A 25931-nucleotide genomic window follows, 5' to 3' on the forward strand; every position below is an offset into this window, starting at 1 on the left:
ACTTAGCTCAACCTTTCTTGGAATGTCAGTTAGCTACCCGGTTCCGTCATTGGAATCTGCACATTACGTGCCGGCACGACGGTCGAAATAGCATGTTTGTAGACCATTTGGCTAACGGAATTCTTTAACAAAATAACAAATTGATCAAAAGATTCAATCTGCCCTTGCAACTTGATGCCATTCACCAAAAATATAGAAACCTGTACCCGTTCTTTCCGCAAAGCGTTCAAAAAAGGGTCTTGTAATGTATGCCCCTTTGACATGTAAATTGCTCCTGTAAGACTTCAGCATTGCTGCTAAATTATTGCTTATTGTTTTGCTGGCGATTATAACTGTAAAAGCCAACCCGGTGCCCGTGGATTTAGCGTCACTGAATCAACTATCGCCCGATAATCGAGATAATTCAACTAAATTATCGCCCCAAGCCGCCTCTTTGGTTCACATTGCTCTGCTAGAGTTCAATAACTTTATCCAATTACTCTGTTTTACCAGATTCTGATTTACCGGACTTTCTGTTATACAACCAGCAACCGCTGTCTCAAGCTGATCTGCAATTTACTCAGGATACCCCAAAAAATGCCGACGTTAGCCAATGATATATTGTGATAAAACAGCATTTTTCAAGACTACGTCCATTAAATTTTCCGAGCCAGAGTCCAACCGGATCAAATCCGGCCAGCTACGCAGCCAGGTTAATTGGCGCTTGGCGAGCTGCCTGGTCGCCACAATCGCCTTTTGTTCCATCTCATCATAGGTCAACTCACTGTCCAGATACGCCCATACTTGACGATAACCTACCGCTCTTAACGCTGGCATGGACGAGTTTAAATCACCTCTTTTATAAAGCGCTTTCACTTCATCCACCAACCCTTTCTCGAGCATCAGTTTAAATCGCGCTTCTATCCGGCGATGCAGTTCAGCTCTTTGCTGTGGCGCGATCGCAAAAAAACAGAGCTCATAGGCTGAGGCGGTTTCGTGCTGACCTTGATCCACCTGCTGCTGCCAATGCTCACTCATTGGCTTACCTGTCAGTTCATAGACTTCCAGCGCGCGCATTAAGCGTTGCGGGTTATTCGGGTGAATCTTTTGGGCAGCAACGGGGTCACATTGGGTCAACTGCTGGTGCAACACGTCCCAGCCCATCTCGTCAGCCTGGGCTTGGATTCTCTCGCGCACAGCCTGATCTGCGCTTGGCATCGGTGCAATGCCATCACGCAGCACTTTAAAATAGAGCATAGTACCGCCAACCAGCAAGGGAATACGGCCTGCTTGCCAGATGCTCTCCATTTCCACTAACGCATCCCGACGAAACTCTGCAGCCGAATAGGGCTCGCTCGGGTCTCTGATATCAAGCAGCCGGTGCGGTGCCCGCTTTAAGGTATCCGCATCGGGTTTAGCTGTACCTATATCCATACCCCGATAAACCAAGCTTGAGTCAACGCTGATAATATCGCAAGGCAGGTGCCGGGTTAACGCAATAGCAAGATCGGTTTTGCCGGAGGCGGTCGGGCCCATCAAACAGAGCGCCAATTTTTTTTGCGCCATTAGCGCCCTCGCAAAAATAGCTTGTCGAGATCAGCCATACTCAACTGTGTCCAGGTCGGACGACCATGATTGCATTGCCCGCTGCGCTCAGTCTGTTCCATCTCACGCAGCAAGGCGTTCATTTCCGGCACAGTTAATTTACGGTTAGCTCGCACTGATCCGTGACAGGCCATAGTGCTCAATATCTCGTTAATATGCTCTTGAATACGCGCACTCTGTCCGTGTGCGAGTAGATCGGACAATACATCACGCACCAACTGCTCAACATTCGACTCGCATAGCAGCATCGGAATTTGCCTCACCAGTAATGTTTCCGGCCCGGCTCGCTCAACCACAAACCCCAGCTGCGCAAACACCGCTGCATTATCGTCCGCACAGTTCGCCTCACCCTCACTCACCGCAATCGACACTGGCACCAGCAAAGGCTGCGCCTTGACGCCATGCTCGGCAAAACTATGTTTCATCTTTTCATAGGTAATACGTTCATGCGCCGCATGCATATCCACTACGACCATACCCTGCTGATTTTGCGCCAGAATATACACGCCCTGTAACTGTGCCAATGCGAATCCGAGCGGCAGTGCGTCACTAGCCTCTACTTCATCAGCAAAGGCTCGCGGCCATTGACCTTCAGTCTGCAGCGCCATCTCATCAACCGTTTGCGACAGACTCTGGTAACTTGCCATCTGCTCGCGCACCTGCTGGCTGCTCGGCTTAAAACTAAACCCCCGCGAAGAGAGCGGCATGCCAGATTGCGCTGCGACAGGCGCACGACCAAGCTCAGCGCTCACCGCTATTTGCTTTGGATTATCGCCGTCGGCACCCGGACGGGTATCCGCCAAGGCCCGGTGCAAATTGCTAAACAGGAAATCGTGCACCAAGCGACCATCACGAAATCGCACTTCGCTTTTAGTCGGATGCACGTTAACATCCACCAAAGCAGCATCCACTTCGAGATAAAGGATGTAGGTCGGATGGCGACCATGGTAAAGCACGTCCTGGTAGGCTTGACGCACCGCGTGCGTCACCAACTTATCGCGCACCACGCGGCCGTTAACAAAGAAATATTGCAAATCCGCCTGACTGCGTGAAAAGGTCGGTAAGCCGACCCAGCCGTGCAGCCTAACACCGCCACCCTCAACATCGATATGTAACGCGTTTTCCATAAATGCCGTGCCACAGAGCGTCATCACCCGACGCTCCCGATCCTGTTCGTGACTGGCGGATTTTAAGGCATGCACCACTCGTTGATTATGACGCAGCTGAAATCCGACATCGAAGCGACTGAGGGCAATGCGCTTGATCACCTCCTCCAGATGCCGGAACTCGGTATTTTCGGTGCGCAGAAATTTACGCCGGGCGGGCGTGTTAAAAAATAAATCCCGCACCTCCACCGTACAGCCCACCGGATGCGCCGCCGGGCTGACATGCGCCTCCATCTCCTGGCCGGCACACTCCACTTTCCACGCCTGCTCCTGATCTTGGGTGTTGGCGGTCAGGGTGACTCGCGCCACCGAGGCAATACTCGCCAAAGCCTCGCCCCGAAACCCCAGACTGCAAACCCGTTCCAAATCCTCCAACTTCTCAATTTTGCTGGTGGCATGGCGACTCAGCGCGAGCGGCAAATCATCCTTCTCAATACCTTGCCCGTTGTCGCGCACCCGAATTAACCGCGCACCGCCCTGATCAACATCAATCTCCACCTGTGTCGCATTGGCATCCAAAGCATTTTCCAGAAGCTCTTTAATAACCGACGAGGGCCGCTCCACCACCTCACCGGCGGCAATTTGATTGGCTAAACGTGGAGAGAGTAGTTTGATACGTGACATAGCTGGATTTGGTTTTGGGGACTTAGAAGCAAAACGACATGGTAAAGGATGGGAGGCTGCATTAACAACCAAGAATAGCGGAAAAGACGTCTGTTGCTATTTTTCCAACCTGCTGTACTCGCCCGTAAAGCTGCCACCGCTATATAATTTAGGCTGTTACGTTCTGAGTGGTGCCAGCTTAATCCGTAAGATTGCTTTGTCTATGAAGTATTCCACAAGCCATCACAACAAGAAACTAGCATGGTTTTCATTTACACAGAAAGCTTTTTAAGATGCCGGAATCTGAAGTACCTGTCCCACTTGAATCTGGTCGGACTTGAGCCCGTTAACCGATTTCAACTGCCGCGTAGATACCCGATGGCGACTGGCGATATCTGACAGGGTATCGCCCCTGGCAATGCGGTATTCTCTAATATTTTTCTGCTGTTCCAACTGCCAGGCCAGATAGGTTCCCGGCGGCGGGTTTTCGGAAAAATATCCTTGCACACCATTATAAATAGCGCGCGCTAGCGCCCTTTGGTGTGAGGGATTATTTAATTTTTCAGCTTCCTTCGGGTTGGAAATAAAACCTGTCTCCACTAGTATTGAGGGAATATCTGGTGATTTAAGCACCACAAAACCAGCCTGCTCCAATTGTTTTTTGTGCAGGCGGGTGACTTTACCCAGCTCCCTCACTACTTCCGAACCCGCAGCGACACTGGAACGTAAGCTGGCGGTCATGGACAAATCTACCAGTACACCCGCCAACACATCATCCTTATCGCTCAGACTGACACCACCGACGCCACCGATCAAGTCGGCGCTATTTTCCGAATCAGCCAGCCAACGTGCGGCTTCACTAGTTGCCCCTCGTTTCGATAATGCATAGACAGAAGCACCATTCGCCTGCGGGCTTTTAAAGGCATCAGCATGAATGGATATCATCATGTCAGCTTTGTGTTCTCGCGCTAATATAGTACGTTGCCGCAGGCCGACATAATAATCACCGCCACGCACCAGCACGGGCTGGTAGCCTGCTTGACTTTTAAATATCGCAGCAAGCTCTTTCGCAATAGCCATCACCACCACTTTTTCGCGAATACCCTTTGGCCCAATAGCGCCAGGATCCTCCCCACCATGACCGGGATCGATGGCAATCACTACTTGACGCTTCTCTGACAACCGCTTGGTTACTACGGGCTTTCCCTTTTCCGCTGTTTGCACTGTTTGCGCAGCGGGGTAAAGGTCGATCACCAGTCGGTTACCATATTGACTGTTCGGCGGCAGCACAAAACTGCTGGGCTTAATTTTGCTGTTTAGATCAAATACAACGCGCAAGTCAGTTTGGTTGCGCGCTGCCTGACGCACACCTTTGATTAACTCGGGCGGCAACTCTAGGGCGCGTAAATTAGTTTTGCTGACGGTGTTTTTAATATCAATAACTAAACGATCTGGATTGCCCATGGTAAAGATTTTGTGCTCGACGTCACCGGAGACATCAAACACGATGCGGGTATGATCAGGCGCAGGCCAAACACGTACGCTATCAATTCTGGTCGCCGCGCCTACGGGAGGAACAAAAACCAGAATAAAACTCATTAGAATAATGACGGCTAACCGCATAGGTTCAGTCACACTGATAGTTCTGCCAATATAGTTTTGCCAAGGCTCTTGATTGAAAATTTAGTACAAATCAATTGATTAGGCAAAGTTTATCAAACTTACATTAGAATTAAACTAGTTTTAAGCTGCTTAATAGTCGTTCGCCACACTCACCGGCAGCGGTAAGCACCAACTTTCGCTGCTCATCATCCGCTTGAATGTCAATATCCACATCCGGTAGTGTCAAAAAATCTGCACCGCGCTCTGGCCATTCAACCAGACAAATAGAGCCTTGGTTAAAGTAGTCCCGATATCCGATATACTCCAACTCAGAGGGTTCCGCAAGGCGATATAAATCAAAATGATAAACGACGCCAATGTCCAGTTGGTAAGGCTCTACCAGCGTATAAGTCGGACTCTTCACACGCCCCACATAACCCAGTGCATGAATAATACTACGGCATAGCGTCGTTTTCCCCACCCCCAGATCACCACGCAAAAAGACCACTGTTCCGAGTTCGATAAGATCAGCGACGCGCTTGCCGAAGGCGGTCATTTCGGTTTCATTCGCCAGCGTTAATATCAGATTTTTGTTTTTCATCTGAGCAGCCATTAAATCGGATTGACGAGCTGACGCAGGTACGGCAACAAGTCAGTCGCCAGCATGCCACGCTCACCCGCCTGCGCCGCTTTATCGGCGGCTGCGGCATGCAGGCTTACACCCAGCTGCGCCGCTTGCGAAAGACTAAACCCTTGCGCCAACAAACCGCCCAAAATACCGCTCAGCACATCACCCATGCCACCGCTTGCCATACCAGGATTACCAGCCGAACAAAGCGCCAGCGCCGCATCATCTCCATCGCAGACAAGACTGCCAGCACCCTTAAGAATGACTGTACCGCCATACTGATGCTGTAGTTCACGAATGGCGGCAAATCTATCATTCTGAACAGTTTTTACTGCGCACCCCAGCAGTCTCGCGGCTTCACCGGGATGCGGTGTTAGTAGCCAATTAACGCGCTGATGATGATTTACTGCTCCAGCACTAATTAGATTCAGCGCATCCGCATCCACCACTAACTGGCACTCAGAAGCGAGCACCACACGCAACATTTGCTCCGACCAGGCGTGCTGCCCAAGACCCGGACCAATCACGATAACATCCATTCCCTCCAGCAATGGCTCAAGATCCTGACCTGAATTAACCCCATGTGCCATCACTTCCGGGCAACGTGCCAGCACTGCCGCCAAATGCTCCGGGCGCGTGGCCAAGTTCACTAATCCAGCACCAACACGGCCAGAGGCTTGTGCCGCCATCAACGCCGCACCGCCTGTACCTAAATCACCACCCACCACCAGAGCACGGCCGAAATCACCCTTGTGGGCGTTGCGCGCGCGCGCTGGTAGCCAGCTAGCTAAAACGTCGGCATCGATGCGCTGGGCGCTGGCATTGACCCGTTCAAATACTTCAGCTGGCACCGCCAAATCATCGAATACTAGATCCCCGCAATGAGCCGGCCCCGCCCCTGTCAGTAGGCCTTGTTTAACGCCAATAAAAGTGATGGTCATATCGGCAGTCACCGCTTGCCCCAATACTGCACCAGTATCACTACAAAGTCCGGATGGGATGTCTACCGCTAACACAGGCGTATCGGTGCCAGTAATCACAGATATCGCCTGCGCATAATCCCCCAGCACCTCTCCGGATAAACCAGTACCCAGTAGAGCATCGACGATAATTTCTCCCTTAGCCCTACAAGACGCATCAAACGTGGAGAACTCAACTCCTTCCTGTCGCGCCCAGTCACAGGCGAGTTTCGCGTCACCTCGTAATTTACTTTCCGCCCCAACCTGAACCAGCTGAACCGTAAAACCCTGCCGACAGGCGAGACCAGCAATGACGTAACCATCACCACCATTATTCCCGGAACCACACCAGACACTGATCGACTTCACGCTTGGCCAACGCCTCTGTAACTGATCAAAGGCCGCCTGCCCAGCTCGGCGCATCAAACGGATACCAGGGATTTGAAAATCCTCAATCGCGCAACGATCCAATTCTCGCACCTGCTGTGCGCTATAAAGCTGAGTGGGCAGATTATAATTTTTGCTCATACCGATCATCTTTCCTTTCTACAAACACTTGTTCAATGCTAAGAGAAGATCTCTTCAGTTTTTTATAGGCAAGCGCTGCGCTATTATGACACAAGATTTTTACAAATTTCACTCTAGCCTATGAGCACCAATGCCGGCCCACACTAACAACGTTTCAACCATGATCGAACTCGCCGCCAACATCAAAGTCTGGGGGGCAGAACTTGGCTTTCAGCAAGTCGGTATTACCGATGTAGCGCTGCAGGAGCATGAAGCCCGGCTAAATCAATGGCTCGCCAATGGCTATCATGGCGAACTTGGCTATATGGCGCATCATGGCAGCAAACGCAGCCATCCTGAAGAATTGCTTCCCGGCACTCTGCGGGTAATCTCAGTTAGACTAGACTACCTCACTACCCAAGCAAGGGTTTCCAAACATGAACAACAGGCACAAAATGCACAGGTGTCCCGTTATGCACTGGGGCGTGATTATCATAAATTAATGCGCAAACGCCTGGCCAAACTTGCCGAAAAGATAGATGCGCAAGCCCATCAACACGGTTGTCGCGCCTTTGTCGACAGCGCACCAGTGATGGAGCGAGCATTAGCAGAAAAATCCGGCCTAGGCTGGATTGGCAAAAACACCATGCTCCTTAACCGTGAAGCCGGTTCGTATTTTTTTCTCGGTGAAATTTTTACCAACCTGGCACTACCTCTAGATGAGGTTGAACCCAAAAGTCATTGCGGCAATTGCACAGCCTGCCTGGATATTTGCCCGACACAAGCCTTTGTAGCCCCCTACGTTTTAGATGCCCGCAAGTGCATTTCTTACCTAACAATCGAATTGAAAGGGCCGATCCCGGAACCCTTAAGACCCAAGGTCGGCAATCGTATATTCGGTTGCGATGATTGCCAAACCATCTGTCCCTGGAATCGCTTCGCTCAGCTTTCCAACGAAGCGGACTTCCAGCCAAGACACGGGCTGGATAGCGCACAGCTAATCGAGCTATTTAACTGGACTGAAGAAGAATTCTTGGAGAAAACCGCAGGCTCGGCTATTCGCCGTGCAGGCTACGAAGGTTGGCTTAGGAATATTGCGGTGGCGCTTGGTAACGCGCCACCTGACGCCCGTATCCTCAATGCGCTAAGCGCCAAGCAAAGCCACAGCTCGGAACTAGTAAGAGAGCATGTCAATTGGGCGCTAGCTCAACACACCAACAAGCACCACATTAAACCTGAATAACCCCATGGTTTAAGTCTGCTGATCGATAAAAAAGTGAGTGCGGTAATGAGCCAGCTCCGCAATCGAATCCTTAATATCGTCCAGCGCTAAGTGTGCGCCTTTTTTCTTGAGGCTGGCGAAAATATCCGGTCGCCACCGTTTGGCCAGTTCCTTCACCGAGCTCACATCCAGATTGCGATAATGAAAAAAACTCTCCAACTGTGGCATGTACCTAGCCAGAAAACGTCTATCCTGACAAATACTGTTGCCGCACATTGGCGACTGTCCAGACTCAACATATCGCGATAAAAACCGGATCGTTTCCTGCTCTGCCTCACTCATACTGATTTTGCTCTGTCTGACCCTTTCAGTCAAACCGGATTGGCCGTGCTGCCGGGTATTCCACTCATCCATTGCCTGCATGATTTCCGGCGCTTGATGAATAGCGAAAACTGGTCCTTCGGAGAGAATCTCTAAATCTGAATTGGTGACTATGGTGGCAATCTCTATTATGGTATCTTGCTCGGGGCTTAAACCCGTCATTTCCAAGTCAATCCATACCAGGTTTTCTTGCTGAGACATGTAGCTTTCCTAAAGTGAGGGTGTAACACAAAGTACGAACATGAGAGAAAATTGTAACTCTATTATCTGCGTATGGCTAAAAGGCATTTAACTCGACGCCAACTTTGGCGCATCAAAAAAGTTCAGGACGAACGCATTAAGCGTTCCGAAGCTTGGAATGCCACTCTTGATCAAAAGCTAGAAGCCAATCAACTTGGCCCCGAAAGGCCCGGTTTAGTCATTGCTCATTATGGCATGCAAGTTGAAGTCGAAGCATTAGACGGCGAGTCAGGTGGTGCTGGTTTTCGTTGTCATTTTCGTACCAACCTTGAGGCTATCGTAACGGGCGACCGGGTAATATGGCGTGCAATCGACGAAAAAGTCGGCGTTATCGTCGCTAGATCAGAGCGCCAATCCGAACTTGCTCGTCCCGATGCCAATGGTTTGCTGCGCCCCATCGCCGCCAATATCGATCAAATATTTATTGTTATCTCCACCCAACCCTTAACACCACTCGGGTTAATTGATCGTTATTTGATTGCTGCCGAATCGGCTTCTATTGCGCCGCTGATCCTGGCAAACAAGGCTGACCTTTTACAGGGCGCCGAAAAAGAACTGATGCAGGATATCATCAAGCTTTACGAGAGTATCGGCTATACCTGCATAACAACCTCAACAAAAAGCGAAGCAGGATTAACTGCGCTAACCCAAAACCTAACAGGGCATACCAGCATTTTTGTTGGGCAATCCGGGGTAGGAAAGTCCTCATTAGTCAATGCAATTTTACCTGATGCCAACTTGCGTACCGCGACACTGTCCCACGCCACCGGCAAAGGTACCCACACAACTACCACTGCTTACCTTTATCACTTACCATCGGGCGGCAACATTATCGACTCTCCCGGCATTCGTGAGTTCGGGTTAGGCCATATTGACGAGCAAACGCTGGCAGAGGGGTTTATTGAGTTTCGCCCTTATTTAGGACATTGCAAATTCCGTGATTGCAAGCATCTTAAAGAGCCGGACTGTGCACTTCAGCAAGCAGTGGCAGAAGGCCGCATCGACCCCCGACGAATGGCCAGCTTTCATAGCATTGCAAACACCGTGTAGGTCTGGTTTTAGGCTATTTTCAGTGCTACCAATAGCGCAATAGTTCGACAAAACCAAAACTTGCACATTTTATTCGCATATTTACGTCAATTGCGATATATAATACGCGCGGTAAAATTAGCGACTCAGTAAAATGGCCATTTAGTAGATGGCCAATTTTTTTGATATCGCCTACAGGTCGGTACTGGCAATAATAATTTGACGGAAGCCTGGATCGAAATTTATAGTTACTAGTCATTTGAGGTTTTACGGGGCAGCCACTATGCCAAAAACAGAGACAAAAAGCGGACCTACGCTAAAAAGCTTTACACCCTACAAAGAGAAAAAGAGTGAAAAGTACATGTGTGCCGCTCAAAAAGAGCATTTCAAAAAAATTCTTCATACCTGGAAGCAAGAGCTCGCGGCAGAAGCCAACCGTACCATGCACCACCTACAGGAAGAAGCGAATAACTTTGCCGACCCGAATGATCGCGCTAGCCAGGAAGAAGAGTTTAGCTTGGAATTGCGGACTCGCGACCGCGAGCGTAAATTAACAAAGAAAATCAATGAAACCCTCGAGCGTATCGAAGTGGACGATTATGGATGGTGCGATTCCTGCGGTGTCGAAATTGGTATTCGACGCCTAGAAGCTCGCCCCACCGCGACGCTTTGCATTGATTGCAAAACCCTAGACGAAATTAAAGAGCGAAGTTACGGCGGTTAAACTCTTTCGCCGCTGGTTGCTCAGACAACAGCGAACCAATCAGCGTGTATCCAATCAAGCACACTGCAATCCAACCTTTTGATTCTAAAGGATGAATTCGCAGTTTTCGCAACCCCCTCCCTACATTGGCCGGTTTGCTCCATCGCCAACCGGCCCGTTACATTTTGGTTCTCTGGTAACAGCCTTAGCCAGCTTTTTAGACGCCAGGGCAAATAAGGGCAAATGGTTAGTGCGCATAGAGGATATTGATCCACCCCGCGAGCAGCCTGGTGCCGATAAACTGATCCTAGAAACGCTAGAAACGCACGGCCTTGAATGGGATTCGAGCGTACTATATCAAAGCTCAAGGCTCGCGGCTTACGAGGATATTATTGACTTCCTGTTTGACCAAGGGCAGGTTTATTGCTGTGACTGCTCCCGGCAACAGCTTAAAAACCACCCGATATATCCAGGCACCTGCCGCCACCGAAGGCTCAAACGCCGCGACAACTTTGCCGTTAGGATAATGGTACCGCCGCAAAGGATACAGTTTGATGATGAGATACAGGGTGTTCAAGCGCAACAAATGGAGCAGGAAGTAGGTGATTTTGTGGTTTTCCGCAGAGATGGCTTGGTCGCCTATCAATTGGCGGTTGCTACAGATGACGCATTTCAGCACATCAGCAAAGTCGTCCGCGGCCAGGATTTGTTAAGCTCCACCAGCCGCCAGTGCTATCTATTTAAAACACTTTCAATCAATCCGCCTGAATACGCTCACGTCCCAATTATCACCAACATTCAGGGGCAAAAACTAAGCAAACAAAATCTGGCACAACCATTAAACCCTCGTGACCGACTATCCAGTCTCTATACAGCGCTCTCAGTATTAGGGCAAAGGCCACCAAAAGAACTCATAGAGGCTGATCTGGCATCCATACTAAACTGGGGTATCAATCATTGGAGCATGGCACAGATACCGCGAAAAACTCAAATTTCTCAGAGCAGCATCATACACAGCAATATGATTAAAACCCCTTATATCACCAAATGATCAAGTCTTGGGGGTTCACCCAACAACTATCGATGAGTCAGGCTTTACATTCGCTAGATACCTTAATTATTATAGGGACTTTTAGTAACTGTGTATTTTTTACGCTTTTTTGTTACGAATCGTAATTACACTCTCATGCGCCAAACGATATCTATGCAAGACAACTCTGATCAAATTGACAGCCAAAACACTTCCGGTATCAAAGATATCATGGGAGAGTGCGACGCCATCAAAACTATTTGTCATCAGATAAGACAGATTGCACCAACACCTTGCACTGTATTGGTATCTGGAGAAACTGGCACGGGTAAAAGCCTCTTTGCAAAACGTATTTTTGAATTAAGCGATCGCACTGAACAACTCCTCATTTACATGAACTGCGCAACCCCTCCAGAAACCACAACAGAAGCTGAAATTTTTGGCTATCACAAAAAAACGTTAACTGGTCGCAGCGATCTCAACCTGGAAAATCTGATTCAACTGAATGGTGGAACATTACTCATCGACGAAATCAGCGAACTACCACCGGAAGGACAAGCAAATTTTCTCGAAGTTTTAGAGATGATCGAGAAACATAATAAAACCCCTAGTTTAAACCCCATCGACATACGCCTCATTGTCACCACGCAAAACGATCTCCGTGGGTTACTACAACAAAATAAGTTCAACAAACGACTGTTTTACCATCTCAATGTTTTTTCTATAGAAATTCCACCCTTACGTGACCGCGGCAGCGATAAAATAAAAATTGCAGAAACCCTGCTACAACAAGCCTGCGCCAAATATAAAAAGACCATTTCCGGTTTTTCCAGCGATGCGATAAAAGCCATTAATCAATATCAATGGCCAGGTAATTATCGTGAATTAAGCAATATCGTTGAGCGTGCCGTGGTGATGGCACAGGATGATATGATCAATGCCGATCTGATGCTATTGGATAAAGAACCCTCTCCAGTAGTCGACACTCAACAGAAAAACTCCAGCGCTGGATTAGCTGAAGCTGCAAAACCCGAATCGAGTCAAGACCTTTCCCTAGAAGACTATTTTCAACATTTTGTCCTCGAACATCAGGACTTGATGACAGAAACGGAGCTTGCGCAAAAACTAGGTATTAGTCGTAAGTGTTTGTGGGAGCGTCGTCAAAAACTTGGCATCCCAAAGCGCAAATCAGCAACACGCCCAGAATAGGTGGAGCGTTACAAAACCACCCAAAAAATCCGTTTGATGGTTATTTGATGTTACCATTCGCACACCTAATGTCACATAAAGAATCGAAATATAACCTATTGTTTATAAAGTAACTTTTTTCAATATTTATACCATTTTAGGTTGTAATCGACCCTAGATATGATTACTATGTCGCCAGCTTGTTGCCGCATTAATAAAAATAACCCGCGACAATAACAGTATAAAAGTGGGAGGAAAATTGGCGAACTGCTCTTGCCAGTATAATTACAATAACTTAAAGAGCAGGCAGGCAAATTTTTGAATGCGTGGCTTTTATGTGGCCCACAGGATATACCATTTATTTTCTGGTTTCTGGAAAGCAACCAGAAAATTTAAAAAAAAAGATATCCAACATTGTCACACCCGCATTTACAATTTTTACGATTAGAAAAAATAATAATATCTGCTTTATTTCTGCACTATTCTTTCATCGCTGGCCCCGATACAATGGGTCAGCATCTTTATCTCTTTGCTAACAGCTTAATCTATCTTTGACGGCTCACGTGCTTTGCTTCAAGACTCACGGATATCATGTGGCACCAAATTTTCAGAGAATTTTTTTGCACATTGCAAATCGCCAATGTTAACCGCCATCTCTATGCAGAAGAGCTTTCTTAGGCCTGGCCCAACATCAAAAGTTATGCATGATACCAAAAGTAATTAGTGCCAAAAATCATGGGATTGAGCGCAAAGCGATCAGCTCTAATGCCATCGAGGTAATAGAAACCCTCCATCAGTCTGGATTTGAAGCCTACCTCGTCGGTGGAGGTATTCGCGATCTGCTGCTTGGCCTCCACCCGAAAGACTTCGATATTTCCAGTAACGCACGCCCGGAGCAGATAATAAAGCTTTTCCGCAAAGCACGGATCATAGGGCGTCGCTTTCGAATAGCGCATGTTTATTTCGGCCGTGAAATTATTGAGGTGACCACTTTTCGCGGCCATCACCCAGATAGTGATGACAAACATCCTCACGCGGTAACCAGCGAAACCGGACAGCTCTTGCGGGATAATATCTATGGAACAGTTGAAGATGACGCCATCCGGCGAGACTTCACCATAAACTCGCTTTATTATGATTTAAGAAATAATAGCCTTTTGGATTATACTGGCGCCTATCAAGACATCAAAGATCGCAAGTTAAAAACGATCGGCGATCCATCCCAGCGATTTCGTGAAGACCCAGTGAGAATTCTGCGGGCTCTGCGCTTTGCGGCAAAACTGGACTTCAGTTTAGATGCCGAATCAGACCAATCAATTCTGGCACTTTCGGAGCTATTAAGCCATATCCCCGCAGCACGCTTGTTCGATGAGTTTCTCAAGCTGTTGCTCTCTGGCCATGGCGTAAAAACCTATAACCTCATGCGCCAATACAACGTCTTTGAACAACTATTCCCACAAACCAGCACTCACCTGAAGCAAGATTATGAGAAGTATTTTATCAATCTCGCCTTACAAAATACTGATCTAAGGATTGCACAGAACAAGGGTATTACTCCCGCTTTTTTACTGGCAGTTCTACTCTGGGCACCGCTTCAAAAAAAGACGAAGCAGCTTATTGCGAAAGGTGAACCACCGCCCCTTGCACTGCAACGAGCTGCGCAACAGGTCATTTCTGAACAAAATTTCCGCACCTCAATTCCGCGCCGTTTTAGTCTTCCGATGCGCGATATCTGGCACCTGCAACAGCGCTTAGAAAAACGCTCAGGGCAGCGTGCAGAAAAACTTCTGAGCCACCCCCGGTTTCGTGCTGCATATGATTTCTTGTTATTGCGAGAACAGTGCGGAGAGTCTAGCCCAGAGCTAGGAATAGGTTTAGGTGAATGGTGGACTCACTATCAACAAGCAAGCACAGCAGAGCGCAAATCAATGGTAAGCGCCTTAAACCAACACAAGCCATTACGGCGACGTAAACCTAAGAAGTTATGATAGCGGCAAGCTCAACGCCCGTTTATATTGGCCTAGGCAGTAACCTCAATGACCCGGCAGCCCAATTACGTCGTGCTTTGCATCAACTTCAGCAGCTACCAAAATCACAATTTCTCGCCTTATCCAAGATTTATCAAAGTAGCCCCATCGGCCCGGAGAATCAACCTGATTACTTGAATGCGGTCGTACTTGTCAACACCCAACTATCTCCAGAGCAACTGCTGGATTATTTGCAACACATCGAACGATTACAGCGGCGTATTCGAACAGTTCATTGGGGTCCACGAACAATAGACCTAGACATTTTACTTTTTGGACAGCAGCAAATTCATACTGACCGTTTAACTATTCCTCACTCCCAAATGCACCTCCGGGATTTTGTTTTAATACCACTGCTCGACATTAGCCCCAACCTCATACTTCCAAACGGAGTAACTCTTATCGAGCTTGCCAAAAGTGCCAATCAGAGCGGACTCCAGGCCATTGCTACAGCAAGTGAATTCCTTAATGCCCTCAACCAAGACTAGGCTTCTGGCGCTTGTAGTCAATCGTACGAATCATTACAATGAGTTCTGATAACCCGCCGAGAACCGAACAGTCAATAGTCCAAACTCACCTCCAACTCAAGAGCGCAATTAGACGAAGCAACCCTAAGCTGTAGGAATGATGTTTATGAGCAAGATATCTCTCTCCACCCTGAAAAAACTTAAATCCGAGGGTAAAAAATTTGCTGTCCTCACAGCCTATGATGCGACTTTTGCGCAACTTTTGAGCCAGGCCGGAATTGAAATACTGTTAGTCGGAGATTCACTCGGCATGGTCGTACAGGGTTGCGAAAGTACCGTCCCGGTCACCCTGGAGCAAATGGTTTATCACATTCAGGCAGTAAGCCGTGGTAACCGTGGTGCTTTAATCATGGCAGATCTCCCATATATGACTTATGCCACTACGGAATCCGCATTGGAAAATTCAGCTCGATTAATGCAGGCAGGAGCACAGATGGTCAAACTAGAAGGAGGCGCCTGGTTGTCAGAGACCATTAAAAAACTAAGCCTCTGCGGAGTGCCTGTATGTGCTCATATAGGGTTGACGCCGCAATCTGTGGATAAGTTTGGTGGTTATAAAATTCAAGGCCGAGGGCACGAAGCAGCAGAAAAGATGCTGGATGCTGCGCTGAAACTGGAGCAAGCTGGTGCTGATATGTTACTGATGGAATGTGTTCCTAGCGCTCTCGCCAGCCGAATTTCCGAACAGCTCCAAATCCCTACAATCGGTATTGGTGCAGGGCCAGGTACGGATGCGCAAGTTTTGGTATTGCACGATATGCTAGGCATAGCCACCGACTACGCACCAAAGTTCGTAAAAAACTTTCTATCCGGTAGTGCCAGTATCCAAGCCGCAATCGCGACCTATGTGGAAGCGGTTAAAAGCGGTAGTTTCCCTGGCCCCGAACACTGCTACGATCATTAAGGCCTCACATGCAAACCTTCACAACTATTAACGAAATACGCGAAGCGCTAGCAACAGAGCGTCAACTAGGACGTAGCGTTGGTTTCGTGCCCACTTTGGGTAATTTACATGAGGGTCACATGGCGCTTATACGTGCGGCCCGTGAAGCCGCTGATTGCGTAGTTGCCAGCGTATTCGTCAACCCTATGCAATTTGCCGCGAATGAAGACTTGGATGCCTACCCCCGGACGTTAGAAGCTGATCAGCAAAAGCTGATCACAGAGGACACCGATTATCTCTTTGCACCAACTGCACGCGAGATGTATCCGGAAGGCGTCAACACTCAAATCACTATTCCTGTACTATCGAACATTCTATGTGGCGCCAGCCGACCGGGGCATTTTACCGGTGTCGCCACCATTTGCGCCAAACTCTTCAATATTATTCAGCCCGATGTTTCCATGTTCGGCGAAAAAGACTTTCAGCAACTTACCATTATTCGTCACATGGTCAACGACCTCTGCATTCCGTTAGAGATAGTCGGCGTTCAAACCGGGCGCGCCGAAGATGGTCTCGCGCTCAGTTCGCGCAACACCTATCTCACCGCAGAGGAAAGAACGAAAGCACCGGCACTCTATCAGAGCTTAGTCGCCACTCAACAAGCCATTACTGCTGGAGCCCGTGATTATTACCAGTTAGAGCAAGCGGCCAATAGACGCTTATTTGATGCGGGCTTTAAACCAGACTATTTCCATGTAATGAATCGCAATACACTGGAAACCCCTACCTCTGCTGATCGTCAGCTCATTATTTTGGCGGCGGCACAACTGGGGAAAGCCCGGCTAATAGATAATATACAGCTCGATATATAAGAGACATTACAAGATGGATAGCAAACAGCGTTGCCCATGGGTTGATCTGGCTAAACCAGACTATGTCTCCTATCACGACCTCGAATGGGGCGTACCCGTCCATGATGACCGCAAAATGTTTGAGTTCTTGACTCTGGAATCCGCCCAGGCTGGGCTAAGCTGGTACACTGTGTTAAAAAAGCGCGATAATTATCGGCAGGCTTTTGACCAGTTTGATCCTGTTAAAATAGCTGAATATGACGAAACAAAAATAGAACTTCTGTTACAAAATCCTGGCATTATTCGCAATCATCTTAAAATAAATGCCGCCGTGAATAATGCGCGTTGTTACCTAAAACTGCTGGAGCAGTATGGTAGTTTTGCCGAGTATCTTTGGCAATTTGTCGATGGCACACCCATTGTGAACCATTACCGGTCTCTGGCCGATTACCCAGCAACGACTGCTGAGTCGGACCGAATGAGCAAAGCGCTTAAACAGCTAGGATTCCAATTTGTCGGCTCCACCATCTGTTACGCACACATGCAGGCTACCGGAATGTTCAATGATCATGCTACGGACTGTTATCGCCGTGCGGAAATTATCGCGGGCTATTAACGGGCTGCCAATGCATGAATGACTAATTTACGAAAAATTCATTATAAAAAAAGGGGGCTGTTTGCCCCCTTTTTATTTTTACTCTGTCGCTTCCGGCTCTGCCGAGGAATCCTGACCGGGTTCCTCCGTCAACGCCTTCATACTTAGCTTGATACGTCCGCGACCATCGACATCCAACACTTTAACTTTAACTTGCTGGCCTTCCTGCAGATAATCAGTGACTTTATCAACCCGCTCTTTAGCAATCTGCGAAATATGCAGCAAACCGTCAGTACCAGGCAAGACTGTCACGAAAGCGCCAAAATCGACGATACGAGCAACAACACCATCATAAATAGCGCCTACTTCCACTTCGGCAGTAATTTCGTCAATACGCATTTGTGCAGCAGCAGCTGACTCTTTGTCATCCGCATAAATACGCACGGAGCCATCATCTTCAATATCAATCTGCGCTCCAGTATCTTCACAGATGGAGCGAATTGTCGCACCACCCTTACCGATAATGTCCCTAATCTTATCCGGTGCCACTTTAAAGTTAAGCATCGTCGGTGCATTATCAGAAAGTGTTGCACGCGACTGAGCAATGATTTTACTCATTTCACCGAGTATATGAGCACGTGCTTCATGCGCTTGCTCTAACGCGACTTCCATAATTTCTTCAGTGATGCCCTGGATTTTGATATCCATCTGCAATGCAGTGATACCATTGCTGGTGCCTGCCACTTTGAAGTCCATATCGCCAAGGTGATCCTCATCACCCAAAATATCAGTCAAAACCACATGACGGTCGCCATCCTTAACTAATCCCATGGCGATACCGGCAACTGGTTGTTTCAGCGGCACACCTGCATCCATCAGCGCCAAACTACTGCCACAAACACTGGCCATAGAGCTAGAACCATTGGATTCCGTAATTTCAGATACCACCCGGATGGTATAAGGGAAATCATCCGCGTTAGGTAGCACCGCAGCGAGTCCGCGACGAGCCAACCGGCCATGACCGATTTCGCGACGCTTGGGACCACTCATAAACCCAGTTTCACCGACACAGAAAGGAGGGAAATTGTAGTGCAACATAAAATTATCGTGCTCTGTACCTTGCAACGACTCAATCATCTGCGCATCACGCATTGTCCCTAAGGTCGCTACGACTAGGGCTTGTGTTTCACCTCGCGTAAATAACGCAGAGCCATGCGTTTTTGGCAACACGCCTATCTCTACCGCAATTGGCCTAACTGTTTTGGTATCACGCCCATCTATACGTGGTTGCCCGCTAAGCACTCTTTCGCGTACCAAATCTTTTTCAACGCTCGCAAAGGCGGATGATACTTCCTTACCATCCAAACCAGCATCCACATCCGTGAACTGCTCAACAACCTGGGCGCGTATTTCACTGATACGCGCATAACGATCCATCTTATCGCTAATTTGATAGGCTTCACTAATCGCTCCGCCAAAACCAGATTTAATGGCGTCGAGTAACTCCGTATTTTTAACTGGTGGTTGCCAATCCCATACGGGATTACCAACGCTTTGGGCTAGTTCAGTTATTGCATCAATCACCACCTGCATTTCTTGATGCGCATAAAGAACGCCGCCCAGCATTAAATCCTCATTTAATTCCTGAGCCTCTGACTCCACCATCAAAACAGCATCTTTGGTTCCGGCAACGACCATATCCAAACGTGACGTTTCTAATGCCGCTTGGCTAGGATTGAGCATATATCCCTGATCATCGGTATAGCCGACTCGAGCAGCGCCAATCGGGCCACTGAAAGGGATACCTGAAATTGACAGTACCGCTGAAGCGCCAATCATCGCAGCAATATCCGGATCTTGGTTTTTATCCGCAGACATGACTGTACAGATTACCTGTACTTCATTCATGAAGCCTTTAGGGAACAGCGGACGAATCGGACGGTCGATTAAACGAGACGTCAGTGTTTCTTTCTCTGTAGGACGACCTTCACGCTTAAAAAAGCCGCCGGGAATTTTACCCGCAGCATATGTTTTTTCTTGGTAATTAACTGTTAAGGGGAAAAATCCAGCCCCTTCATTAGCCTCTTTTCTACCCACCACAGTCGACAATACAGCGGTATCACCTACTGTCACCAAAACCGCCGCCGTTGCCTGACGGGCAATACGGCCCGTTTCGAGAGTGACGGTGTGACCGCCGTACTGAAATGTTTTTGTTACCGGGTTCACGGTATTACCTCAATCTTTGTGCGAAAATGCCAGCAATCAGCTGCTACTGATTATTGGCGTTTTCTGAGTTTATTAACGACGCAAGCCCAATCGACCAATTAGATTGGTGTAACGCTCAGCATCCTTACGCTTTAAATAATCCAGCAATTTACGACGCTGATTAACCATACGAATCAAGCCACGACGTGAGTGGTGATCCTTTGAGTGATCTTTAAAGTGTGACTGCAAACCTTCTATGTTTGCCGTCAGCAGTGCAACTTGCACCTCCGGCGAGCCGGTATCACCCTCTGTCAGTTGATAATCTTTAACAACTGCTTCTTTCTGTTGTGCTGATAGTGCCATGTCTTCATTCTCCTAAGAATATGCATAATTACATTCCGTTATCACCCCCGTGCATATTTACAGAGGCATAACTCTATTGAAGGGGTAGTACTATTAGCTCACCCCGTTGTTACTAAACGACGCGGCGCAACACGCCCGTCATCCAGTACTTCGCCAATACCGAGAAATCGATTCTCCTTATCAGCTGCTTTATTAAACAAAATCACCTTACCCTGTGCGCTCGTGTTTGGCACAAAGACAGGCTGACCCTGTTTAACGTAAAAAGTCATTAACTCTGAAAGCTCCACCTCTGGCAGATTCTCAACCGTAGCCGCAATTGGCAAAAGCATCGCATCCAAATTTCGAAAACATTCTTCTGGTGTCTCCGTTTTCGCCGCTATTTGCTCTAACTCATCTAAGCTATGCATTCCTGATGGCTTCATGCCACTGACACTTAAGCGCCTTAACGCTATGACATGAGCTCCGCAGCCTAACACCTCACCCAGATCATCCACCAAAGTACGCACATAGGTGCCCTTACTGCAATAAATTTCCAGTTCCAACTCATCATTCTGCAGATCCAATAGTTCGAATTTATAGATCTGCACTGGCCGCGGCTTGCGCTCCACCTCGATACCCTGACGGGCTAACTTATAGAGAGGTTCTCCTTGGTGTTTGAGTGCCGAAAACATAGAGGGCACTTGTTCAATATCACCGCGAAACTGCTGTAACACAGTTTCGATCATTTCTTTATCAAGTTGTGGTACGGAGCGCGTTTGCAATATATCGCTGTCACTATCCCCGCTAGCTGTACGCACACCTAATTTCGCACGGGTGCGATATACTTTATCCGCCTCCAGCATAAACTGGGAAAATTTAGTCGCTTCGCCGAAACAAATGGGCAGCATACCAGTGGCTAACGGATCAAGGCTGCCTGTATGCCCAGCCTTCGCCGCATTAAATATCCGCTTTACCCGTTGCAACGCCTCATTCGAGGACAGCCCTATGGGTTTATCCAACAGAAACACACCATTAACCGGACGTCCTTGATTACGCCTGCGTTGCCTTTTCACTAACTAATTGTCCTCTACGTCCTGGTTCGTCCGTTGCCGATCTTCTTGCACCGCTTTATCGATCAATGCCGATAGGTGCTGCCCGCGAGAAATGCTTTCGTCATAATGAAACCGTAGCGTCGGCACAATACGCAGTTTAATCAAATGCCCCAGTCGGCCCCGTAAAAATCCAGCGCCTTTAGTCAGTATCGCCAATGTTTGCTCACGCTTCGCTTTGTCTTCCTGCTCCAACACAGTCACAAAGACATCGGCGTAACTCATATCACGACTCAGATCCACCGCACTGACGGTCACCATTCCTAAACGAGGATCTTTCATTTCGAGCTGGATCAAACTCGCCAACTCACGCTGAATCTGATCAGCGACTCTTTGGATGCGACTAAAATCAGCCATGATTTCCTATTCTGCAGCAGGGTAATGCACTAAAGCGTACGCTCTACCGCTACCGAATCGTAGACCTCAATCTTATCGCCAACTCTGACATCGGTATAATTCTTAACACCAATACCGCACTCCATACCATTACGAACCTCATTAGCGTCATCTTTGAAGCGGCGCAAGGACTCCAGCTCGCCTTCGTAGATCACTACGTCTTCGCGTAATACCCGAATTGGCTTGTTACGATAAATAGTGCCTTCGATAACCATACTTCCGGCAATCGAGCCATATTTTGGTGAGTTAAAGATATCTCGCACTTCGGCGACGCCCACAATTGTCTCTTTGTATTCCGGAGACAGCATGCCGGAAAGCGCATTTCTCACATCATCGACAATATCGTAGATCACGCTGTAATAGCGTAAATCAGTACCATTTTCTTCAAATACTTTACGTGCCGAGGCATCTGCTCTGACGTTAAAGCCAATAACAACAGCGCCAGTAGAAACCGCCAAGTTGGCATCAGTTTCCGAGATACCACCAACGCCACTGGAAACGATAGCAACCTTGACCTCTTCATTGCCGATTTTTTCCAACGCAGAACTTAAGGCTTCTAAACTGCCACGCACGTCTGTTTTCAAAACGATATTGAGTATTTTTGCCTGCCCTTCACCCATATTGGCAAACAGGTTTTCCAAGTGCACCGCTTGACGCGAAGCCTGCGTCTCTACCTTATGCAACTGCTGACGATATTCAGCCAATTCACGTGCCATTCGTTCATTCGGCAACACCAGAAAATCATCTCCGGCATTAGGCGTCTCGGTCAGCCCTAATACCTCAACAGGAATTGAAGGCCCAGCGCGTTTCACCGGTTTACCGTTTTCATCCATCAGCGCTCTGGCACGGCCGTAGACTTTTCCGGCAATAATGGCATTACCCTGTTCAAGGGTGCCGTTTTGCACCAGCAGTGTCGCAACGGCACCACGCCCTTTATCTAGGCGCGCTTCAACTACTACACCGCGAGCCGGCGCTGTCGGCACCGCTTTCAATTCTAAAATTTCAGCCTGCAACAGCACCGCATCCAATAAATCGTCAATACCCTTTCCGGTATGCGCGGATACGGCAATAAATTGAACATCACCGCCCCAGTCTTCAGGGATGACTTCCTTCGCCACCAACTCATGCTTAACACGATCGATATCGGCTGATTCTTTATCGATTTTATTGATCGCCACAACGATAGGCACTCCAGCTGAACGAGCATGCTGAATCGCTTCTTCCGTTTGCGGCATAACACCGTCATCAGCGGCCACTACTAAAATCACGATATCCGTCGCCTGTGCACCACGTGCTCGCATAGCCGTAAACGCCGCGTGTCCCGGTGTGTCCAGGAAACAAACCATGCCTTTCTCTGTTTCCACATGGTAGGCACCGATATGTTGCGTAATGCCACCTGACTCACCGGCTGTCACTTTGGTTTTACGAATATAATCCAGCAGTGATGTTTTACCATGGTCAACATGTCCCATGACCGTAACCACTGGTGCTCGGGCAGCTTCTTCGCCCTCGTAATTGATACCTTGCAGCAATTCCTGTTCTAAATTCATAGGCTGCTCTAAACGATATTTATGTCCCATTTCTTCAACCACCAACACCGCAGTTTCCTGATCGATGCTTTGGTTAATAGTCACCATAACCCCCATTTTCATGAGTGCTCGGATAATATCCGTGGCCTTCACGGACATGCGTTGGGCTAATTCAGACACCAGAATATTGTCAGGGATGGCAACCTCTTTCAGTACCGGCGCAGCAGGCTTTGCAAACCCATGCTGCTTGAGAAACTTTGTCGGTTTGGCTAACTTAGGCTCAACATAAACTCTTTTAGAAACTGGTTTATGCAGAATTTCTTCTTCAAATATCTCATCCGCCTCTTCAATCCATTTTTTCTTAGAGGTTTTGGATTTTTCAACTTTTTTCGCTTTCTTGTCTGGCGTTTTTAGGGCTTCCCGCTCTTCTTTTTCCAGTTTGAGCCGCTCTGCTTCGCTAAGCTCTTTAACCGTTGACTCATCATCACTCTCGTCTGACTCAGCCACTTCTTGCTGTTGGTCAGCACCACTGGCAGAATCATCAGTTTGCGGTTGATCTTCAGTCACCGGAGCTACAATTTCGGCCTGTTCAGCTAGTGCTTGTTGCTCACGTTCAGCCTGCTCTGCCGCTAAAATCGCCGCCTGCTCTTCTTCAAGACGTTTTTCCTCTTCACGGCGCAGAACTTCTGCTTCAAGCTTCTCTGCACTTTGCTCAGCCTCAATGGCACTGCGCTTCACGTAGGTACGCTTTTTTCGTACTTCTACATTCACCGTTTTGGCGCTACGACCCTGAGAACTTGAAGTCTTCAGCTGTGTCGTGACCTTACGCTTAAGCGTAATCTTTTTCGGCGCAGCATCGGTGTCGCCATGACAACGTTTTAAATAGGCCAATAAGGTTTGTTTCTCATCGTCTGAAACCTTATCCTTCGCCGTAACATGCTCAAGACCAGCTTCTTTCATTTGCATCAGCAAACGATCAACGGGAGCGCCTACTATTTCGGCTAGCTTTGCTACCGTTACTTCTGCCATTCTCAGCTCTCCTGTACCTTTAATGCTTTTACCATAATAAAACGGTTATCCTAGTTTTGTTCGCTCTGCTCGGCAAACCAGGGCTCACGGGCTTTCATAATCAATTTGCCTGCTCGCTCTTCATCAATTTCGTCAATCTCTAGCAGCTCGTCCACTGATTGTTCCGCCAAATCCTCCATGGTAATAATGCCTTTGCTGGCCAACATAAAGGCCAGATGTCTATCCATGCCTTCCATTTCTAGTAAATCTTGTGCTGGCTCCGCACCCTCTAATTCTTCTTCAGAGGCGATAGCTTGAGTTAATAACACATCCTTGGCGCGCGAGCGTAGTGCATTGACTATCTCTTCATCAAAGCCTTCAATCGCCATCATCTCCTCAATGGGAACATAAGCAATTTCTTCTAATGTGGTAAAGCCCTCTTCGACCAAAACCGCCGCCAGATCTTCATCCACATCCAAACGTTCCATAAAGCGCTCGATAATTGAACCCGTTTCCTGCTCTTGTTTAGCTCCGGCATCTTCTTCTGTCATTACATTGATGGACCAGCCCGTCAACTCGCTTGCCAGCCGCACATTTTGTCCGCTACGACCAATCGCCACCGCCAGATTCTCCGCAGCAACCGCCACATCCATCGAATGCGCATCTTCATCCATCACAATAGATTCTATCTCCGCAGGCGCCAAGGCGTTAATCACTAGCTGCGCGGGATTATCGTCCCATAACACAATGTCAATGCGCTCGCCTGCCAACTCATTGGAGACAGCCTGTACACGCGACCCACGCATACCAACGCAGGCTCCCACAGGGTCGATACGACCATCATTGGTTTTGACTGCAATTTTGGCACGCGCTCCAGGGTCTCTCGCCGCAGCACGGATTTCAACAACCTGCTCAGAAACTTCCGGCACTTCAATTTTGAAGAGCTCTAATAACAGTTCCGGCGCGGCACGACTCACTATTAGCTGTGGGCCACGCACCTCTGGATTCACATCAACTAAAAGTGCTCGAATACGGTCATTCATCCGAAACATTTCTTTAGGAATCATATTTTCACGTGGCAACTGCGCTTCGGCGTTATTACCTAAATCCACGATAATCTGATCCCGCGTTACCTTCTTCACCGTACCATTCAACACTTGCCCGACTTGGTGACGATACGCTTCAACGACCTTGGCGCGTTCGGCATCGCGCACCTTTTGTACGATAACCTGTTTCGCCGTCTGCGCGGCAATTCGCCCAAACTCTACATTTTCAATCTGTTCTTCCCACATATCACCGACTTGCAAAGATGCATCCTTTGCCTGCGCATCCTCTAAGGTCATATGTATGGTTGGCGAGAACTCAATGCCATCGTCGTCTTCATCGACTAAGCCATCAGCCCAGACCATCCATTTGCGAAAACTCTCATAATTCCCAGTGCTTCGGTCAATCGCAACACGAATATTTGCTTGGTCGTCATCGCCATAGCGTTTACGAGTAGCGGTCGCTAAAGCCAACTCAATCGCTTCGAAAATGATTTCTTCTGGCACACCCTTTTCGTTGGATACGGCTTCTACAACTAATAGAACCTCTTTACTCATTTCACTTTGCCTCGTT

General features: G+C 48.2%; 23 protein-coding genes. 10 read left to right on the forward strand and 13 right to left on the reverse strand.

Features of this window, described 5'->3' with window-relative positions:
* Positions 1-29 precede the first annotated feature (29 nt).
* The 6 genes from hfq to H6995_13760 form a co-directional block, all read right to left on the reverse strand.
* A complete protein-coding gene (gene hfq, locus H6995_13735; protein MCP5216059.1) occupies positions 30-263 on the reverse strand; it encodes an RNA chaperone Hfq in 234 nt (77 codons plus the stop codon).
* Between the two features lie 322 nt (positions 264-585).
* Positions 586-1545 carry a tRNA (adenosine(37)-N6)-dimethylallyltransferase MiaA gene (gene miaA / locus H6995_13740; GenBank protein MCP5216060.1) on the reverse strand — a complete coding sequence of 320 codons (960 nt, stop codon included), beginning with the start codon at positions 1543-1545 and terminating at the stop codon, positions 586-588.
* Positions 1545-3374 carry a DNA mismatch repair endonuclease MutL gene (mutL, locus tag H6995_13745; GenBank protein ID MCP5216061.1) on the reverse strand — a complete coding sequence of 610 codons (1830 nt, stop codon included), beginning with the start codon at positions 3372-3374 and terminating at the stop codon, positions 1545-1547. The genes miaA and mutL overlap by 1 nt, the downstream gene beginning before the upstream one ends.
* 267 nt (positions 3375-3641) lie before the next feature.
* Positions 3642-4976: an N-acetylmuramoyl-L-alanine amidase gene (locus H6995_13750; GenBank protein MCP5216062.1), complete on the reverse strand. Its 1335-nt coding sequence runs from the start codon at positions 4974-4976 to the stop codon at positions 3642-3644.
* A gap of 109 nt (positions 4977-5085) precedes the next feature.
* The gene (gene tsaE, locus H6995_13755; protein MCP5216063.1) at positions 5086-5511 is read right to left on the reverse strand and encodes a tRNA (adenosine(37)-N6)-threonylcarbamoyltransferase complex ATPase subunit type 1 TsaE; all 426 of its coding nucleotides are present in this window, start codon (positions 5509-5511) and stop codon (positions 5086-5088) included.
* 56 nt (positions 5512-5567) lie between these two features.
* A complete protein-coding gene (locus H6995_13760) occupies positions 5568-7070 on the reverse strand; it encodes an NAD(P)H-hydrate dehydratase (GenBank protein ID MCP5216064.1) in 1503 nt (500 codons plus the stop codon).
* Between the two features lie 130 nt (positions 7071-7200).
* On the opposite strand from H6995_13760, the gene queG reads away from it, so the two are divergent.
* On the forward strand, positions 7201-8292 hold the full coding sequence (gene queG, locus H6995_13765) for a tRNA epoxyqueuosine(34) reductase QueG (GenBank protein ID MCP5216065.1): 1092 nt from the start codon (positions 7201-7203) through the stop codon (positions 8290-8292).
* A gap of 9 nt (positions 8293-8301) precedes the next feature.
* Here queG and orn read toward each other — a convergent pair whose 3' ends face one another.
* Positions 8302-8853 (reverse strand): oligoribonuclease, encoded by a 552-nt coding sequence (gene orn, locus H6995_13770; protein MCP5216066.1) that lies wholly within the window; start codon positions 8851-8853, stop codon positions 8302-8304.
* Positions 8854-8925: 72 nt separating this feature from the next.
* Between orn and rsgA the strand changes: the two genes are divergently transcribed.
* From rsgA to H6995_13815, 9 genes are all read left to right on the forward strand, one after another.
* A complete protein-coding gene (gene rsgA, locus H6995_13775) occupies positions 8926-9942 on the forward strand; it encodes a small ribosomal subunit biogenesis GTPase RsgA (GenBank protein MCP5216067.1) in 1017 nt (338 codons plus the stop codon).
* A gap of 262 nt (positions 9943-10204) precedes the next feature.
* Positions 10205-10645, forward strand: a complete 441-nt coding sequence (gene dksA / locus H6995_13780; GenBank protein ID MCP5216068.1) for an RNA polymerase-binding protein DksA — start codon at positions 10205-10207, stop codon at positions 10643-10645.
* Positions 10646-10736: 91 nt separating this feature from the next.
* Positions 10737-11675, forward strand: coding sequence for a tRNA glutamyl-Q(34) synthetase GluQRS (gene gluQRS, locus H6995_13785; protein MCP5216069.1), 939 nt, complete (start codon positions 10737-10739; stop codon positions 11673-11675).
* 153 nt (positions 11676-11828) lie between these two features.
* Positions 11829-12863 (forward strand): sigma-54-dependent Fis family transcriptional regulator, encoded by a 1035-nt coding sequence (locus tag H6995_13790; protein ID MCP5216070.1) that lies wholly within the window; start codon positions 11829-11831, stop codon positions 12861-12863.
* A 683-nt stretch (positions 12864-13546) separates the two neighbouring features.
* A complete protein-coding gene (pcnB, locus tag H6995_13795; protein ID MCP5216071.1) occupies positions 13547-14830 on the forward strand; it encodes a polynucleotide adenylyltransferase PcnB in 1284 nt (427 codons plus the stop codon).
* Complete coding sequence (gene folK / locus H6995_13800) at positions 14827-15357, forward strand: 2-amino-4-hydroxy-6-hydroxymethyldihydropteridine diphosphokinase (GenBank protein ID MCP5216072.1); 531 nt, start codon at positions 14827-14829, stop codon at positions 15355-15357. The genes pcnB and folK overlap by 4 nt, the downstream gene beginning before the upstream one ends.
* A 145-nt stretch (positions 15358-15502) precedes the next feature.
* Positions 15503-16300: a 3-methyl-2-oxobutanoate hydroxymethyltransferase gene (gene panB / locus H6995_13805; protein ID MCP5216073.1), complete on the forward strand. Its 798-nt coding sequence runs from the start codon at positions 15503-15505 to the stop codon at positions 16298-16300.
* Between the two features lie 8 nt (positions 16301-16308).
* The gene (locus tag H6995_13810) at positions 16309-17151 is read left to right on the forward strand and encodes a pantoate--beta-alanine ligase (protein ID MCP5216074.1); all 843 of its coding nucleotides are present in this window, start codon (positions 16309-16311) and stop codon (positions 17149-17151) included.
* A 13-nt stretch (positions 17152-17164) separates the two neighbouring features.
* Positions 17165-17746 carry a DNA-3-methyladenine glycosylase I gene (locus H6995_13815; GenBank protein ID MCP5216075.1) on the forward strand — a complete coding sequence of 194 codons (582 nt, stop codon included), beginning with the start codon at positions 17165-17167 and terminating at the stop codon, positions 17744-17746.
* Positions 17747-17824: 78 nt separating this feature from the next.
* On the opposite strand, the gene pnp is transcribed toward H6995_13815, so the two are convergent.
* The 6 genes from pnp to nusA form a co-directional block, all read right to left on the reverse strand.
* A complete protein-coding gene (gene pnp / locus H6995_13820; GenBank protein ID MCP5216076.1) occupies positions 17825-19951 on the reverse strand; it encodes a polyribonucleotide nucleotidyltransferase in 2127 nt (708 codons plus the stop codon).
* Between the two features lie 72 nt (positions 19952-20023).
* Positions 20024-20293, reverse strand: a complete 270-nt coding sequence (rpsO, locus tag H6995_13825; GenBank protein ID MCP5216077.1) for a 30S ribosomal protein S15 — start codon at positions 20291-20293, stop codon at positions 20024-20026.
* A gap of 98 nt (positions 20294-20391) precedes the next feature.
* Positions 20392-21345: a tRNA pseudouridine(55) synthase TruB gene (truB, locus tag H6995_13830; GenBank protein MCP5216078.1), complete on the reverse strand. Its 954-nt coding sequence runs from the start codon at positions 21343-21345 to the stop codon at positions 20392-20394.
* Positions 21346-21348: 3 nt separating this feature from the next.
* On the reverse strand, positions 21349-21738 hold the full coding sequence (rbfA, locus tag H6995_13835) for a 30S ribosome-binding factor RbfA (protein MCP5216079.1): 390 nt from the start codon (positions 21736-21738) through the stop codon (positions 21349-21351).
* 29 nt (positions 21739-21767) lie between these two features.
* Positions 21768-24335 carry a translation initiation factor IF-2 gene (infB, locus tag H6995_13840; protein MCP5216080.1) on the reverse strand — a complete coding sequence of 856 codons (2568 nt, stop codon included), beginning with the start codon at positions 24333-24335 and terminating at the stop codon, positions 21768-21770.
* Positions 24336-24385: 50 nt separating this feature from the next.
* Positions 24386-25915, reverse strand: a complete 1530-nt coding sequence (nusA, locus tag H6995_13845; protein MCP5216081.1) for a transcription termination/antitermination protein NusA — start codon at positions 25913-25915, stop codon at positions 24386-24388.
* Positions 25916-25931 lie beyond the last annotated feature (16 nt).

The organism is Pseudomonadales bacterium (assembly GCA_024234615.1).
In the GTDB taxonomy this organism is placed as follows: Bacteria; Pseudomonadota; Gammaproteobacteria; order Pseudomonadales; family IMCC2047; genus JAJFKB01.